14 protein-coding genes and 1 pseudogene are annotated in these 15,659 nt (G+C 63.7%); all 15 read left to right on the forward strand.

Going from position 1 to position 15,659, the window contains the following annotated elements; all coding sequences use genetic code 11:
• The first annotated feature begins 1 nt into the window (after position 1).
• Positions 2–1,483, forward strand: a complete 1,482-nt coding sequence (gltX, locus tag FHR73_RS02110) for a glutamate--tRNA ligase (protein ID WP_183629193.1) — start codon at positions 2–4, stop codon at positions 1,481–1,483.
• 60 nt (positions 1,484–1,543) lie between these two features.
• Positions 1,544–2,155 (forward strand): YitT family protein, encoded by a 612-nt coding sequence (locus tag FHR73_RS02115; protein WP_183629195.1) that lies wholly within the window; start codon positions 1,544–1,546, stop codon positions 2,153–2,155.
• Positions 2,156–2,268: 113 nt separating this feature from the next.
• Entirely contained in the window at positions 2,269–3,381 is a 1,113-nt protein-coding gene (gene hisC / locus FHR73_RS02120) for a histidinol-phosphate transaminase (RefSeq protein WP_183629197.1), read from the forward strand.
• Positions 3,374–4,294 (forward strand): annotated as a pseudogene (locus FHR73_RS02125) (prephenate dehydrogenase/arogenate dehydrogenase family protein); the annotation flags it as partial. The gene hisC and the pseudogene FHR73_RS02125, both read left to right, overlap by 8 nt.
• A 23-nt stretch (positions 4,295–4,317) precedes the next feature.
• Positions 4,318–5,004 (forward strand): (d)CMP kinase, encoded by a 687-nt coding sequence (gene cmk, locus FHR73_RS02130; RefSeq protein ID WP_007160398.1) that lies wholly within the window; start codon positions 4,318–4,320, stop codon positions 5,002–5,004.
• A gap of 140 nt (positions 5,005–5,144) precedes the next feature.
• Positions 5,145–6,824 carry a 30S ribosomal protein S1 gene (gene rpsA / locus FHR73_RS02135; protein ID WP_007160397.1) on the forward strand — a complete coding sequence of 560 codons (1,680 nt, stop codon included), beginning with the start codon at positions 5,145–5,147 and terminating at the stop codon, positions 6,822–6,824.
• Between the two features lie 188 nt (positions 6,825–7,012).
• Positions 7,013–7,300 carry an integration host factor subunit beta gene (ihfB, locus tag FHR73_RS02140; RefSeq protein ID WP_183629201.1) on the forward strand — a complete coding sequence of 96 codons (288 nt, stop codon included), beginning with the start codon at positions 7,013–7,015 and terminating at the stop codon, positions 7,298–7,300.
• A 244-nt stretch (positions 7,301–7,544) separates the two neighbouring features.
• Entirely contained in the window at positions 7,545–7,766 is a 222-nt protein-coding gene (locus FHR73_RS02145) for a hypothetical protein (RefSeq protein WP_132832048.1), read from the forward strand.
• Positions 7,767–7,905: 139 nt separating this feature from the next.
• Positions 7,906–8,874, forward strand: a complete 969-nt coding sequence (locus tag FHR73_RS02150; protein ID WP_183629203.1) for an NAD-dependent epimerase/dehydratase family protein — start codon at positions 7,906–7,908, stop codon at positions 8,872–8,874.
• On the forward strand, positions 8,874–9,920 hold the full coding sequence (locus FHR73_RS02155; RefSeq protein ID WP_409258658.1) for an MraY family glycosyltransferase: 1,047 nt from the start codon (positions 8,874–8,876) through the stop codon (positions 9,918–9,920). The genes FHR73_RS02150 and FHR73_RS02155 overlap by 1 nt, the downstream gene beginning before the upstream one ends.
• Before the next feature lie 10 nt (positions 9,921–9,930).
• Positions 9,931–11,913, forward strand: coding sequence for a nucleoside-diphosphate sugar epimerase/dehydratase (locus FHR73_RS02160; RefSeq protein ID WP_183629207.1), 1,983 nt, complete (start codon positions 9,931–9,933; stop codon positions 11,911–11,913).
• A 221-nt stretch (positions 11,914–12,134) separates the two neighbouring features.
• The gene (gene rfbB, locus FHR73_RS02165) at positions 12,135–13,199 is read left to right on the forward strand and encodes a dTDP-glucose 4,6-dehydratase (RefSeq protein ID WP_183629209.1); all 1,065 of its coding nucleotides are present in this window, start codon (positions 12,135–12,137) and stop codon (positions 13,197–13,199) included.
• A gap of 72 nt (positions 13,200–13,271) precedes the next feature.
• Complete coding sequence (rfbA, locus tag FHR73_RS02170; protein WP_133862404.1) at positions 13,272–14,153, forward strand: glucose-1-phosphate thymidylyltransferase RfbA; 882 nt, start codon at positions 13,272–13,274, stop codon at positions 14,151–14,153.
• Entirely contained in the window at positions 14,153–14,689 is a 537-nt protein-coding gene (gene rfbC / locus FHR73_RS02175) for a dTDP-4-dehydrorhamnose 3,5-epimerase (protein WP_133862403.1), read from the forward strand. Before rfbA ends, rfbC begins: the two co-directional genes overlap by 1 nt.
• Complete coding sequence (rfbD, locus tag FHR73_RS02180; protein WP_183629211.1) at positions 14,686–15,600, forward strand: dTDP-4-dehydrorhamnose reductase; 915 nt, start codon at positions 14,686–14,688, stop codon at positions 15,598–15,600. The genes rfbC and rfbD overlap by 4 nt, the downstream gene beginning before the upstream one ends.
• Positions 15,601–15,659 lie beyond the last annotated feature (59 nt).

Genomic DNA, 15,659 nt, shown 5'->3' on the forward strand with positions numbered 1-15,659 from the left:
GATGACCACCGTTCGCACGCGCATCGCGCCGTCGCCCACCGGCGACCCGCATGTCGGTACCGCCTATATTGCCCTGTTCAACCTCTGCTTTGCCCGTCAGCACGGCGGTCAGTTCATTCTGCGCATCGAGGATACCGACCAGGTCCGCTCGACCCGCGAATCCGAACAGCAGATCTACGACGCCCTGCGCTGGCTGGGCATCGAATGGGACGAGGGCCCGGACGTCGGTGGCCCGCACGGTCCCTATCGGCAGAGCGAGCGCGGCGAGATCTACTGGAAGTACGCCCGGGAGCTGGTGGAGAAGGGTCATGCCTTCCTCTGTTTCGCCACCCCGGAAGAACTCGACCAGATGCGCGCCGAACAGCAGGCGCGCGGCGAGACCCCACGCTACGACGGGCGCGGCCTGCGCCTGTCCCGGGAAGAGGTGCAGCAGCGCCTGGACGCCGGTCAGCCCTATGTGATCCGCATGAAGGTGCCGGAGGAGGGCGTCTGCGTCGTCCCCGACCTGCTGCGCGGCGATGTCGAGATCCCCTGGGATCGCATGGACATGCAGGTGCTGATGAAGGCCGACGGCCTGCCCACCTACTTCCTCGCCAACGTGGTCGACGACCACCTGATGGGCATCACCCACGTCCTGCGCGGCGAAGAGTGGCTGCCCTCGGCGCCCAAGCTGATCAAGCTCTACGAATACTTCGGCTGGGAGCAGCCGCAGCTGTGCTACATGCCACTGCTGCGCAATCCCGACAAGAGCAAGCTCTCCAAGCGCAAGAACCCCACCTCGGTGACCTTCTATCAGCGCATGGGCTACCTGCCCGAAGCCATGCTCAACTACCTCGGTCGCATGGGCTGGTCCATGCCCGACGAGCGCGAGAAATTCACCCTGGACGAGATGGTCGAGCATTTCGACCTCCAGCGCGTCTCCCTGGGCGGTCCGATCTTCGACGTCGAGAAGCTCTCCTGGCTCAACGGCCAGTGGCTGCGCGAGCTGAGCCCCGAGCGCTTCGCCGCCGAGGTGCAGCAGTGGGCGCTCAATCCCGAGTACCTGCTCAAGATCGCCCCGCTGGTGCAGCAGCGGGTCGAGACCTTCAGTCAGATCGCCCCGCTGGCCGGCTTCTTCTTCAGCGGCGCCCTGAATCTGGATCCGGCGCTGTTCCAGCACAAGAAGCTGTCCGCCGACCAGGTCCGCCTGGTCATGCAGCTGCTGCTGTGGAAGCTCGAAGCCCTGCGCCAGTGGGACAAGGAGCGCATCACCGCGGTGATCCAGGCGGTCGCCGAGCACCAGCAGCTCAAGCTGCGCGACGTCATGCCGCTGCTGTTCGCCGCCATCACCGGCCAGGCCAGTTCGGTCTCGGTGCTGGATGCCATGGAAATCCTCGGTCCGGACCTCACTCGCTTCCGCCTGCGCCAGGCGGTCGAGCTGCTGGGTGCGCCCTCCAAGAAGGAAACCAAGGAGTGGGAGAAGCTGCTGGCCGAACTCGGCTGACAGCCTCCCGGCCGATCCCGTCTTTGGGGTCGGCTTCCCCCGCGCGCCAGGATGGCCCCCATGACCTCCGTGACTCCCCAGCGGCACAACCTGCTCGAAGACGTGCTGGCCCTGCTCAGCGCGACCCTGATGATCGCCCTGGCGGTCAATCTCTATCGCCAGGCCGGCCTGCTCACCGGCGGTACCGCGGGCCTGGCCTTTCTTGCCCAGTACGGCACGCGCCTTTCCTTCGGTCAGGCCTTCTTCCTTATCAACCTGCCGTTCTACTGGCTGGCCGTGCGGCGCATGGGCTGGGCCTTTACCTTGCGGACCCTGGCGGCCGTGACCCTGGTGTCGCTGCTGACCGAGTTGACCCCGCACTTCATCGCCTTCAGTGCCCTGCAACCCCTCTATGCCGCCGTGGTGGGCGGCGTACTGATGGGCGTGGGGCTGCTGATCCTATTCCGTCATCAGGCCAGCCTGGGCGGCATCAACATCGCCGTGCTCTATCTGCAGCAGCGCTATGGCTGGCGCGCGGGCAAGGTGCAGATGGGCATCGATTGCCTGATCGTCCTGCTGGCGCTGTGGGTCGTCGAGCCCGGCGCCATCCTCGTCTCGATCCTGGGCGCCGTGATCCTCAATCTGACCCTGGCGATCAACCATCGGCCGGGGCGTTACAGCGCCATCAGCTAGGGGCTTTCCGTCGCGCAGGCGCAACTTCGATTGGTCCGCGACCCGCCTTGGCTTTAAGATGGCGCCCATTTTCGGCGGCCCAGCCGTCGTCATCGCAAGTTGAAGAGGTCTCCATGAGCTGCGATTTCCTGGCACAAGCCCTTCCCGGCGTACAGAAACTTTCGCCCTACGTGCCCGGCAAGCCCGTCGATGAACTGGCCCGTGAACTGGGCATGGCGCCTGCCAGCATCGTCAAGCTCGCCAGCAACGAGAACCCGCTCGGCCCCAGCGCCAAGGCCCTCGAAGCCATTCGCGCCGAACTGGCCGAGCTGACCCGCTATCCCGATGGCGGCGGTTTCGATCTCAAGCAGGCCCTGAGCCAGAGGTTCGGCGTGGCGGCCCAGGGCATCACCCTGGGCAACGGCTCCAACGACATCCTCGAGCTGGTCGCCCGTGCCTACCTGGCGCCCGGCTACAACGCCGTGTTCAGCGAGCACGCCTTCGCCGTCTATCCGCTGGTGACCCTGGCGATCGGTGCCGAAGGCCGCAGCGTCCCGGCCAAGGACTACGGGCATGACCTCGACGCCATGCTCGCCGCCATCGATGCCGATACCCGGGTGGTCTTTGTCGCCAACCCCAACAACCCCACGGGTACCTGGTTCGACAGCGAGGCGCTGGCCCGCTTCCTCGCCCGCGTACCCGAACACGTCCTGGTGGTGCTGGACGAGGCCTACATCGAATACGCCGAGGGCGACGAGCTGCCGGACGGCCTGGCGTTCCTGGCCCAGTACCCCAACCTCATCGTCTCGCGGACCTTCTCCAAGGCCTATGGCCTGGCCGCCCTGCGCGTCGGCTATGCCTTCTCCTCGCCGACCGTGGCCGACGTCCTCAATCGGGTACGCCAGCCGTTCAACGTCAACAGCCTGGCCCAGGCCGCGGCCTGTGCGGCCCTGGCCGACAGCGACTACCTGGCCCGCAGCCGGGCCCTCAACGATGCCGGCATGGCCCAGCTGGAAGCCGGTTTCCGCGAACTGGACCTCAAGTGGATTCCCTCCCGTGGCAATTTCATCGCCGTGGACCTGGGGCGCGACGCCGCGCCGATCAACCAGGGATTGCTGCAGGAGGGTGTCATCGTGCGACCCGTCGCCGGCTATGGCATGCCGACCTTCCTGCGCGTCTCCATCGGCACCGATGCGGAAAACGCCCGTTTCCTGGCGGCGCTGAGCAAGGTCCTGGGTCGTGGCTGAAGTGGCCAACCCCCTGATCGAACGTCTCGTCGTTGTCGGCCTGGGCCTGATCGGCGGCTCCTTCGCCAAGGGCGCCCGCGCCAGTGGGCTCTGCCGTGAGGTCGTCGGGGTCGATCGCGATCCCGAGACCCGCCGGCTGGCGGTCGAACTGGGCGTCGTCGACCGCTGCGTCGCCGACCTCGGTGATGCCTGCCCGGGTGCCGACGTCATCCAGCTCGCCGTGCCCATCCTGGCCATGGAACGGGTGCTGGCCGATCTTGCGGCCTTGCCGCTGCAGGGTGCCATCCTCACCGACGTCGGCAGCGCCAAGGGTAACGTGGTGCGCGCCGCTCGCCAGGCCTTCGCCGGCCAGTCGCTGCGCTTCGTGCCGGGTCATCCCATCGCCGGCTCCGAGCGCAGTGGCGTCACCGCGGCCAATGCGGCGCTGTTCAACCGGCACAAGGTCATCCTCACGCCCCTGGAAGAGACCCTGGCGGCCGATCTGGACAAGGTCGACCAGCTCTGGCGCGCCATAGGGGCTGATGTCGAGCACATGACCGTCGAGCATCACGACCAGGTCCTCGCCGCCACCAGCCACCTGCCGCACCTGCTGGCCTTCAATCTGGTGGATTCCCTGGCCAAGCGCAGCGAAAACCGCGAGATCTTCCATTACGCTGCCGGCGGTTTCCGCGACTTCACCCGCATCGCCGGCAGTGATCCGACCATGTGGCACGACATCTTCATCGCCAATCGCGAAGCCGTGCTGCAGGCCCTGGACACCTATCGCGCCGATCTCGACGAACTGCGTGGCGCCATCCAGGCCGGCGATGGTCAGTTCCTCATGGAGGTGCTGACCCATGCGCGTGGCGCGCGCGAATATTTCGGGCGCATCCTCGCCAGTCGTACCCAGGCCGGCGCCCAGGTCGTCGTCCATCAATCTCTTACGGAGGGGCACTCATGAGCAGTACCGCACCCGTCATCACCCTCGATGGCCCCGGCGGTTCGGGGAAGGGCACCCTTGCGGCGCTGGTCGCCCGCCAGCTGGGCTGGAACCTGCTGGATTCCGGCGCGCTCTACCGCCTGCTGGCCTTCGCTGCCCGCAACCATGGCGTGGACTACACCAACGAGGAGTCGCTCAAGTTGCTGGCGGCCCATCTGGACGTCCAGTTCCTTGCCGGGCATGAGCACGGCCAGCGCATCATCCTCGAAGGCGAGGATGTCACCGACGTCATCCGTACCGAGGAAGTCGGCGCCGGCGCCTCCCAGGTCGCCACCCTGCCCGCCGTCCGCGATGCCCTGCTGCAGCGCCAGCAGGCGTTCCGCGAGGCGCCCGGTCTGGTCGCCGATGGTCGGGACATGGGCACCGTGGTGTTTCCGGATGCCGAGCTGAAGATCTTTCTGACCGCCGGTGCCGAGGAACGGGCACAGAGGCGTTATCTTCAGTTGAAGCAGAAGGGCGAAAATGTTAGCTTGCCTGCCCTCCTGGAAGAGATCCGTGAGCGGGACGCCCGCGATAGTCAGCGTAGCGTTGCTCCGCTCAAGCCGGCCGACGACGCCGTCGAGCTGGATTCCACGCATCTCTCCATACAACAGGTATTGGAACGCATCCTGACCCTGGCCGCCGAACGCGACCTGGCGGGATGAAGGCCGAGACTCATCCGAGTCGTCGGTGAAAGCTGCCGGGAACCAGTCGCATCCCGGCAGCCGGATGGTAACCACTCACCCCGCATGGGCTGGTCATGCGGTAGCCGGATACATCGGGTATCCATACAACAGGTATGAACATGAGCGAAAGCTTCGCAGAACTCTTTGAAGAAAGTCTGAAATCCCTCGACATGCAGCCGGGCGCCATCATCGTCGGCACCGTGGTGTCGATCGATGGCGACTGGGTTGTGGTCGATACCGGCCTGAAATCCGAAGGCCTGGTTCCGCTCGAGCAGTTCTACAACGAACAAGGCGAGCTGACCATCAACGTGGGTGACGAAGTCCACGTAGCCCTGGATGCCGTCGAAGACGGTTTCGGCGAAACCAAAGTGTCTCGCGAAAAGGCCAAGCGCGCCGAGTCCTGGCTGGTCCTGGAAGCCGCGTTCAGCGCCGACGAAGTGGTCAAGGGTGTCATCAACGGCAAGGTCAAGGGCGGTTTCACCGTCGACGTCAGCGGCATCCGCGCGTTCCTGCCGGGCTCCCTGGTCGATGTCCGTCCGGTGCGTGACACCACTCACCTGGAAGGCAAGGAACTCGAGTTCAAGGTCATCAAGCTGGACCAGAAGCGCAACAACGTTGTCGTTTCCCGTCGTAGCGTCCTGGAAGCCGAGAACAGCGCCGAGCGTGAAGCTCTGCTGGAATCCCTGCAGGAAGGCCAGCAAGTCAAGGGTATCGTCAAGAACCTCACCGACTACGGTGCGTTCGTCGACCTGGGCGGCGTAGACGGCCTGCTGCACATCACCGACATGGCCTGGAAGCGCATCAAGCATCCGTCGGAAATCGTCAACGTCGGCGACGAGATCGACGTCAAGGTGCTGAAGTTCGACCGTGAGCGCAACCGCGTCTCCCTGGGTCTGAAGCAGCTGGGCGAAGATCCGTGGGTCGCCATCAAGGCCCGTTACCCGGAAGGCACCCGCGTTCAGGCGCGCGTCACCAACCTTACCGACTACGGCTGCTTCGCCGAGCTGGAAGAGGGCGTGGAAGGCCTGGTGCACGTGTCCGAAATGGATTGGACCAACAAGAACATCCACCCGTCCAAGGTCGTTCAGGTCGGCGACGAAGTGGAAGTCATGGTCCTGGATATCGACGAAGAGCGTCGTCGTATCTCCCTGGGCATCAAGCAGTGCCGCGCTAACCCGTGGGAAGAGTTCTCGGGTCAGTTCAACAAGGGCGACCGCATCTCCGGCACCATCAAGTCGATCACCGATTTCGGTATCTTCATTGGTCTGGAAGGCGGCATCGACGGCCTGGTACACCTGTCCGACATCTCCTGGAACGAAACCGGCGAAGAAGCCGTGCGTCGCTTCAAGAAGGGTGACGAGCTGGACACCGTGATCCTGTCGGTCGACCCGGAGCGCGAGCGCATCTCCCTGGGCATCAAGCAGCTGGAAGACGATCCGTTCTCCAACTACGCCTCCCTGAACGAGAAAGGCACCATCGTGCGCGGTACCGTCAAGGAAGTGGATGCCAAGGGCGCCGTCATCACCCTGGCCAACGAGATCGAAGGCGTCCTGAAGGCGTCCGAAATCAGTCGTGATCGCGTCGAAGACGCCCGTAACGTGCTGAAGGAAGGCGACGAAGTCGAAGCCAAGATCATCAGCATCGATCGCAAGAGCCGCGTGATCAGCCTCTCCGTCAAGTCCAAGGACGTCGACGATGAGAAGGAAGCCATGAGCTCCCTGCGTAGCAAGCAAGAGCCTGCTGCTGGCCCCACCACCATCGGCGACCTGATCAAGGCGCAGATGGAAAGCCAGAACTAAGTTCGAGCTTGAGTGAAAGGCGACCCTCCGGGGTCGCTTTTTTTTGCCTGGCGAAAAGTGGGCGGGGAGGTCATGACCCGTAAAAAGTTGCCGGGATCAAAGTCGTCCGCTTGACTTTTCAAAAATCCGCCAGCGTGCTAAAAGCTCTTTGAGGTGATCTAGCCGCTTGATAACGAAGGAAAAAATCCATGACCAAGTCGGAGTTGATCGAGCGCATCGTTTCCTATCAGGGGCAGTTGTCGTCCAGGGATGTCGAGCTGGCGATCAAGACCATGCTGGAGCAGATGGCCCAGGCACTTTCCACCGGGGACCGTATCGAGATCCGGGGCTTCGGCAGCTTCTCACTGCACTATCGCGAACCCCGTACGGGACGCAATCCCAAGACCGGCGAATCGGTGCTACTGGACGGCAAGTTCGTTCCGCACTTCAAGCCCGGCAAGGAGCTGCGGGACAGGGTCAACGAGCTTGAGTCATAAAGCCGTCGCTAATGCCTGCCTTTTCCTTGCCTGTCCGGCAAGTGGCAGATTTTCCTTATTTTTCTGGCTAGCCCAAAGTCGTCAAAAAAGCGTTGTTTATCAGGCTTATAGCGTTATTTTGACGTTTACAAAAAAAGTCAAGCCGTTTTGATATTTTTGTAGACGGGTTCCGATTTTTGTATGAGACTTCCTTCACATAAGGTCTTGGGTGACCTCGTAGTCCACGCCGAGTGAGGAAGTTGTCATGCGCCACTATCTTTTCATCTGGATCGGTATCGCCGCCTGCTTCACCAGCATGCACCTCGGTCATCCTTTCCTGGCTGTAGCCGCCCTGGCCGGTAGCTGGATGGTTGCTCTGTTCCTGCAGCCCGCTCAGCGCGTCGAGAGCTTCTCGCGCCACTACGTTGCCCAGCCGGCTGCTCGCTTCCAGGCCGTTGAAGTCCAGGCTTCCGCCAAGACCTTCTAAGCTTCTCAAGTTTTTCGGCCCGCCGAGCCCAGGTTCGGCGGGCTTTTTTATGCCTGCGTTTTGCGTGGCTAGGCCCTTGCGGGGCAATGTCTTACCATAAGCGCCCTTTCCTGGCTGACTGGCACGGCGCAACGCATTGATGGAACGCAAGATTCTGGTGACAGGGGCGGGGGGCTTCGTCGGCGCGGCCCTGGTTCGGCAGCTTCAGGCCAAAGGGTATCCGGTGGTCGCCGCGCAGCGCCAGCCGGCCGCCGCCTCGGGCGCGGTGATTCCGGTGATCCGGGAGTTGTCCGCCGATACCGACTGGTCCGAGACCCTGGCAGGGGTGGATACCGTCATCCATCTCGCCGCTCGGGTCCATCAGCTGGGCGAGCAGCCAGGCGTGGTCAGCGAGGCTTGCTACGATGAGGTGAATCGGGCGGCAACCCTCAAGCTGGCCCGAGACGCCCTGGCTGCCGGCGTCCGTCGCTTCATCTTTGTCAGCAGCATCAAGGTCAATGGTGACTGGACCCTTCCCGGCAAGTCCTTTCGCGCTGACGATCTTCCGGCACCCACCGATGCCTATGCACGCTCCAAGGCGGCCGCCGAGCAGCAGCTGCTGGCGCTGATGGCCGAGACCGGACTGGAAGTGGTCATCGTGCGTCCACCGCTGATCTACGGGCCCGGGGTAAAGGCCAATGTGGCCCGCCTGCTGGATACCCTGGCGCGGGGCGTGCCGCTGCCCCTGGGGGGCGTTCGGCACAACAGGCGCAGTCTGCTCGCGCTGGAGAATCTGCTCGATCTGTTGATCCTGTGCATCGCGGCGCCCAGGGCGGCCGGTGCCATCCTCCTGGTCAGCGACGATGAAGATCTTTCCACCGCCGAGCTGCTCGAATTGCTGGCCGAAGGCCTGGGTCGGAAATCCCGGCTGATCGCCGTTCCGTCCACCTGGCTCGAATGGGGCGCCAGGTTGCTGGGGCGGGGCGAGGTGGCGCAACGTCTCTGTGGTTCGCTGCAGGTCGACATCCAGCCCACCAAGACCTTGCTCGGCTGGCGGCCGCCGCTGTCGGCGCGAGTCGCCTTGCGTGCGCTAGGGGCGCAACGGGCCGGCGCGGAGGGACGGCGATGATGCTGCTCCTGTTGCTGCTGGCCGGCGGCTGCAGCTGGCTGGGCACGGCGGCGCTGCGCCGCTACGCCCTGTCCGGTGGCCTGCTCGACGAACCCAATGCGCGCAGTTCGCACCAGGTGGCGACGCCCCGTGGCGGCGGCCTGGCGATCGTCCTAGTGTTCGTGCTCGGTTGTGCCGTGCTGCGCCTGCTGGGACAGCTCGATCCGGCTTCCTGCGGCGTCCTGATAGGGGCGGGGCTGCTGGTGGCGGTGCTCGGCTTCGTCGACGATCACCGGCACGTGGGCGCCGGCTGGCGCCTGCTCGGTCATTTCCTAGCTGCCGTCGCTGCGCTGCTGTGGCTGGGCGGCTATGGCGCGCTTCCTGCGCAGCTGTCCGCTGTTCTGGGGCTACCCGGCTGGCTGGTGACGGTTCTTGGCGTTCTCTATCTGGTCTGGCTGCTCAACCTCTACAACTTCATGGACGGCATCGACGGTATCGCCGGCGGCGAAGCGCTCGCCGTCTGTCTGGGCATGGCGCTGATCTATGCCGTGACCGGCCATGGCGTCTTGCTAGGCGCGCCCCTGCTGCTGGCCGCAGCCGTGGGGGGGTTCCTGTGCTGGAACTTCCCGCCGGCGCGCATCTTCATGGGCGATGTCGGCAGTGGCTTTCTCGGCTTGATCCTCGGCATGCTGTCGTTGCAGGCGGCGTTGGTCGAGCTGTCGCTTTTCTGGGCCTGGCTGATCCTGCTCGGTGTCTTCGTGGTCGATGCGACCTGGACGCTGTCGCGGCGGCTGAGCCGGGGCAAGAAGCCCTACGAGGCCCATCGCACCCACGCCTACCAGTGGGCCTCCCGTCGGCATGGCGCTCATCGCCCGGTGACCCTGGCGGTACTCGCCATCAACCTGTGCTGGTTGCTGCCTATCGCTTTGCTGGTGGGGCTGGGGCTTTTAAGTGCCATACTGGGGCTCTTGCTTGCCTATGGGCCCTTGCTTTGCCTGGCCCTTCGATACCATGCTGGGACCGATGAGGTAGCCATGGCTGCGCAGTCCACCGGATTCAGGGATTAGGGACACTGACATGTTGCGTGACCATCTGGTCAAGCTGAACCGGCGTACCAAGAGAGTCATCCAGGTCGCGGTCGACCTGTTGCTGATCTGGCTCTCGCTCTGGTTGGCCTTCTATCTGCGCCTGGGGTCCGTGCAGATGATCGAGCCCTTCAGCGGACATGCCTGGCTGTTCATCACCGCGCCGGCCATCGCCATCCCCCTGTTCATCCGCTTCGGCATGTACCGCGCGGTCATGCGCTACCTGGGCAACGACGCCCTGATCGCCATCGCCAAGGCGGTGACGCTGTCGACGCTGCTGCTGTCGGTAGTCATCTACTGGTATCGCGATCTGCCGGAGATCGTCCCGCGTTCGATGATCTTCAACTACTGGATCGTCAGCCTGATCCTCATCGGCGGCCTGCGTCTCGCGCTGCGCCAGTATTTTCTGGGCGACTGGTATCGCGCCATCACCGTGCCCTTCATCAAGCAGCCGGACGAACTGCCGCGGGTCGCCATCTATGGCGCCGGCTCGGCGGGCAACCAGCTGGTCGCGGCGCTACGCATGGGCCGAGCCATGCGTCCGGTGGCCTTCATCGACGATGACAAGAGCATCGCCAATCGCATCATCGCCGGGCTCAAGGTCTATACCCCCAAGCACATCCAGCAGATGATCGACGAGACGGGAGCCGAGGAGATCCTCCTGGCGATCCCGTCCGCTACCCGGGCGCGGCGCCGTGAGGTGCTCGGTCTGCTGGAGCCCTATCCGTTGCACGTCAGAACCGTGCCGCGGATCAGCGATCTGGCCTGCGGCAAGGTACAGGTGGACGACCTCCAGGAGGTCGACATCGCCGACCTGCTGGGACGGGATCCGGTCACACCCCGGCCCGAGCTGTTCGCCCGTTGCATCACCGGTCAGGTGGTGATGGTCACTGGGGCAGGGGGGTCCATCGGCTCCGAGCTGTGCCGGCAGATCATCGGCCAGAAGCCGCGCACCCTGATCCTGCTCGACCACGCCGAATTCAACCTCTACAGCATCCATCGTGAGCTGGAGACCTATATCCAGCGCGAAGCCCTGCCGGTCACCCTGGTGCCGGTGCTGGGCTCCATTCGCAATGCGCCGCTGCTCTTGCAGGTGATGCGGCACTGGAAGGTGGCCACCTTCTACCATGCGGCGGCCTACAAGCACGTGCCCATGGTCGAGCACAACATCGCCGAGGGTTTCGGCAACAACGTCCTGGGCACCCTCAATGCCGCCCAGGCGGCCATCCAGGCCGGCGTGACCAGTTTCGTGCTGATCTCCACCGACAAGGCGGTACGGCCCACCAATATCATGGGCAGTACCAAGCGCCTGGCCGAGATGATCCTGCAGGCCCTGAGTCGCGAGGCGGCGCCCGTGCTGCACGGGCAAACGGACGGTATCCATCAGGTCAATCGCACCCGCTTCACCATGGTGAGATTCGGCAATGTGCTGGGCTCGTCCGGTTCGGTCATCCCCTTGTTCAGGACCCAGATCCGCAAGGGTGGGCCGGTTACCGTCACCCATCCCAAGATCACGCGTTTCTTCATGACCATCACCGAGGCCGCCCAGCTGGTCATCCAGGCGGGCGCCATGGGCGAGGGCGGGGACGTCTTCGTGCTGGACATGGGCGAGCCGGTGCGCATCGTCGAGCTGGCCGAGCAGATGATCAAGCTGTCGGGTCTGAGTGTGCGCTCGCCGGCCAATCCCCACGGCGATGTCGCCATCGAGTTCACCGGGCTGCGACCCGGTGAAAAACTCTATGAAGAGTTGCTCATCGGTGACGACGTGAGTCCGACCTCCCACCCGAAGATCATGCGCGCCAGCGAAGACTTCCTGGCCTGGGATGCGTTCCGCGCAGCCCTGGTCGAGCTGAGTCGCGCGATCGATTCGGGTGATTACCTCCGCGTCCGGCAACTGCTGCGCGACACCGTCGCCGGCTATTCGCCAGAGGGCGACATCGTCGACTGGCTACACGGCAAGAGATCCATCGAGTGATCCCGTCCGCGCTTTCTTTCAGCCTGGATTTGAAGCCGAGCACAGAAGCGGCAGCCGCCCAGCGGTAGGCTGAACTTTCTTTTCCTGCCACTGTTTAACTCAGGTCTTTGGGTACATAGCCGTGGCTGTGACCCAAGCCAGGGATGGCTGCGCCGTCCTCCGATGTCTCGCCCGCAGCGCCGGGCGCGATGATGTACAAATCGATATAGGCAGGATTCAGGATGAAGGTACTGGTAACAGGTGGCGCGGGTTTCATTGGTTCCGCCGTGGTACGTTTTCTTATCAACGAGACCCAATGCAAGGTTGCCAACGTCGACAAGCTGACGTACGCCGGTAACGTGGATTCCCTGGCCGAAGTCGCCGACTCCGACCGCTACGAATTCCACCAGGTGGACATCTGCGACTTCGCCGCCCTGCAGCAGGTCTTCGCGTCCTTCCAGCCCGACGTGGTCATGCACCTGGCTGCCGAGTCCCACGTGGACCGCTCCATCGAGGGCCCTGCCGCCTTCATCCAGACCAACGTGGTCGGCACCGGCGTCATCCTCGAGGTGACCCGTGCCTACTGGAACGACCTGGCGCCGGACGCCAAGGCGGCCTTCCGTTTCCATCACATCTCCACCGACGAGGTATACGGCGACCTGCACGGCACCGACGACCTTTTCACCGAGACCACGCCCTATTCCCCGAGCTCGCCCTATTCGGCCAGCAAGGCCGGCAGCGACCATCTGGTACGTGCCTGGGGTCGGACCTACGGTCTGCCGGTGCTGGTGACCAACTGCTCGAACAACTACGGCCCCTATCACTTCCCCGAGAAGCTGATCCCCCACGTCATCCTCAATGCCATCCATGGCAAGCCGCTGCCGATCTATGGCGACGGCTCCCAGGTACGTGACTGGCTGTTCGTCGAAGATCATGCCCGCGCCCTCTATACCGTGGTGACCCAGGGCGAGGTCGGCGAGACCTACAACATCGGTGGTCACAACGAGAAGCGCAACCTGCAGGTCGTCGAGACCATCTGTGACCTGCTCGAAGAGCTGGCTCCGCAGAAGCCCGAGGGTGTCGAGCGCTATCGCGACCTGATCACCTTCGTCAAGGACCGTCCCGGTCACGACATGAGATACGCGATCGACGCCAGCAAGATCGGCCGCGAGCTGGGCTGGACGCCGGCAGAGACCTTCGAGACCGGCATGCGCAAGACCGTAACCTGGTACCTGAACAATCGTGAGTGGTGGCAGCGGGTACTGTCCGGCGCCTACCGCCTCGAGCGTCTCGGCGAAGCCGTTTAACGATCCTATCGCGGACACGCCCGCGGGCGTGTCCGACCGACAGCAACAGTCAATTTTCAGAGGACGATTGCCATGAGCAAATACAAGGGAATTCTGCTGGCCGGTGGCTCCGGTACCCGTTTGCACCCCATTACCCTGGGCGTGTCCAAGCAGTCGCTGCCGATCTACGACAAGCCCATGATCTACTATCCGCTGTCCGTGCTGATGCTGGCCGGTATCCAGGAAGTCCTGATCATCTCGACGCCGGCCGACCTGCCCGGCTTCCAGCGCATGCTCGGCGACGGCAGCCACTTCGGCATGCAGCTGAGCTATGCCGAGCAGCCCAGCCCGGACGGCCTGGCCCAGGCCTTCATCATCGGTCGCGAATTCGTCGGCGATGACAACGTCTGTCTGGTCCTCGGCGACAACATCTTCTATGGCCAGCACTTCAGCGAAACGCTGCTCAAGGCTGCCAGCGTGGACAAGGGTGCCACCGTCTTCGGCTACTACGTAGCCGACCCCGAGCGTTTCGGTGTGGTTGAGTTCGACGAGCAGGGCAAGGCCCTGAGCATCGAGGAGAAGCCCAAGAAGCCGAAGTCCAACTATGCCGTCACCGGTCTGTATTTCTACGACAACGACGTGCTGGACATCGCCGCCAACATCAAGCCGTCGCCCCGTGGCGAGCTGGAAATCACCGACGTCAACAACGAGTACCTGCGCCGTGGCTCGCTGAACGTTTCCCTGCTGGGCCGCGGTTTCGCCTGGCTGGACACCGGTACCCACGACGCCCTGCTGGAAGCCGGCCACTTCGTCCAGACCATCGAGAAGCGCCAGGGTCTGAAGGTCGCCTGCCTCGAAGAGATCGCCTTCCAAAAAGGCTGGATCACCTGCGAGCAGATGGCCATGCAGGCTGAAGCCCTGAGCAAGACCGGTTACGGCCAGTACCTGGCGCGGCTGTGCAAGGAGCAGGACTGATGCAGGTCTTCGACACCGCGATCCCGGACGTCAAGCTGATCGAACCCAAGGTCTTCGGTGACGACCGCGGCTTCTTCCTGGAGTCCTTCCAGGCGGAGCGCTATGCCCAGCAGGCGGGGATTACCCTGCCGTTCGTGCAGGACAACCATTCGCGTTCCGCCCGGAACGTGCTGCGTGGTCTGCATTTCCAGCGCAGCAAGCCGCAAGGCAAGCTGGTGCGCGTCGTGCGCGGCGAAGTGCTGGACGTGGCCGTCGACATCCGTCGCGGTTCGCCCACCTTCGGCAACGTGGTCGCCGAGATCCTCTCGGAAGACAACAAGCGCCAGCTCTGGATACCGCCGGGCCTGGCCCACGGCTTCGTGGTGCTGTCGGAAACCGCCGATTTTGAATACAAGTGCACAGATTATTACGATCCTTCTGATGAAGGGTCTTTGATCTGGAATGATCCGGATCTGAATATCGACTGGCGGGTAACGGATCCCATCCTGTCCGCCAAAGATGCACAAGGCCTTCGATTGGCGGAGCTGTATAGATGAAGATACTGGTTACCGGAGCTAACGGTCAGGTCGGACGCTGTCTGACCGATCGTCTTCAGCGTTCAGAACTGGCATGGGAGGCCCATGGACGTGCCACTCTGGATATCGCTGACGAAGGCTCGGTAACCAGCCATCTCGAGCGGTTCGCTCCGGACGTCGTGATCAATGCGGCCGCCTACACGGCGGTCGACAAGGCCGAGCAGGAGCCCGAGATCGCCGCCCGCGGCAATATCGAAGGCCCTGCGGTGCTTGCCCAGGCCTGCGGTGCCGCCGGTATCGCCCTGCTGCACCTGTCCACCGACTATGTGTTCGACGGTACCGCCACCGAACCCTATCAGGTCGAGGATCCGGTCAGTCCGTCCGGGGTCTACGGCATGACCAAGCTGGAAGGGGAGAACCGCGTGCTTTCCGCCTGTCCGCGCTCGGTGGTGCTGAGAACGGCCTGGGTGTTCAGCGAGCATTGCAACAATTTCCTCAAGACCATGCTGCGTCTCGCCGCCGATCGCGACGAACTGCGGGTGGTGAGCGACCAGGTGGGTTGCCCGACCTACGCCGGTCACATCGCCGACGCGCTGTTGCAGATCGCCGTCCAGGCCGAAGCTCGGCCTGAGCAGACGGCCTATGGCCTCTATCACTTCGGCGGCGACAGCGGCCTGAGCTGGTGCGACTTCGCGCGCTACATCATCGATGCCGGCCAGGAGCTGGGCATGCTGGAGCGGGCGCCGCTCATCACCGGCATCGCCACTTCCGAATTTCCCACCCTGGCCAAGCGTCCGGCCTATTCCATGCTGGATTCCAGCGCACTGGAGCAGCACTTCGGCATCCCGCCCAGCGACTGGCGCCAGGGTGTTCGCCAGACCCTGCTGGCGCTCAGGACCGAGCGTGCCCAGGCAGGGTCGCTGGTGAGTTGACCGCCTGAGCCTTTGCGTTAAGCTCTCCGAATCAAACGGCGGAACAAGGAGGTTCCTCT

Source organism: Pseudomonas sp. AS2.8 (assembly GCF_014190935.1).
GTDB lineage: Bacteria > Pseudomonadota > Gammaproteobacteria > Pseudomonadales > Pseudomonadaceae > Chryseomonas.

Coding starts and splice junctions, on each gene's coding strand:
- gltX (WP_183629193.1), top strand. CDS start 2: ATGACCACCGTTCGCACGCGCATCGCGCCGTCGCCCACCGGCGACCCG.
- FHR73_RS02115 (WP_183629195.1), top strand. CDS start 1,544: ATGACCTCCGTGACTCCCCAGCGGCACAACCTGCTCGAAGACGTGCTG.
- hisC (WP_183629197.1), top strand. CDS start 2,269: ATGAGCTGCGATTTCCTGGCACAAGCCCTTCCCGGCGTACAGAAACTT.
- cmk (WP_007160398.1), top strand. CDS start 4,318: ATGAGCAGTACCGCACCCGTCATCACCCTCGATGGCCCCGGCGGTTCG.
- rpsA (WP_007160397.1), top strand. CDS start 5,145: ATGAGCGAAAGCTTCGCAGAACTCTTTGAAGAAAGTCTGAAATCCCTC.
- ihfB (WP_183629201.1), top strand. CDS start 7,013: ATGACCAAGTCGGAGTTGATCGAGCGCATCGTTTCCTATCAGGGGCAG.
- FHR73_RS02145 (WP_132832048.1), top strand. CDS start 7,545: ATGCGCCACTATCTTTTCATCTGGATCGGTATCGCCGCCTGCTTCACC.
- FHR73_RS02150 (WP_183629203.1), top strand. CDS start 7,906: ATGGAACGCAAGATTCTGGTGACAGGGGCGGGGGGCTTCGTCGGCGCG.
- FHR73_RS02155 (WP_409258658.1), top strand. CDS start 8,874: ATGCTGCTCCTGTTGCTGCTGGCCGGCGGCTGCAGCTGGCTGGGCACG.
- FHR73_RS02160 (WP_183629207.1), top strand. CDS start 9,931: ATGTTGCGTGACCATCTGGTCAAGCTGAACCGGCGTACCAAGAGAGTC.
- rfbB (WP_183629209.1), top strand. CDS start 12,135: ATGAAGGTACTGGTAACAGGTGGCGCGGGTTTCATTGGTTCCGCCGTG.
- rfbA (WP_133862404.1), top strand. CDS start 13,272: ATGAGCAAATACAAGGGAATTCTGCTGGCCGGTGGCTCCGGTACCCGT.
- rfbC (WP_133862403.1), top strand. CDS start 14,153: ATGCAGGTCTTCGACACCGCGATCCCGGACGTCAAGCTGATCGAACCC.
- rfbD (WP_183629211.1), top strand. CDS start 14,686: ATGAAGATACTGGTTACCGGAGCTAACGGTCAGGTCGGACGCTGTCTG.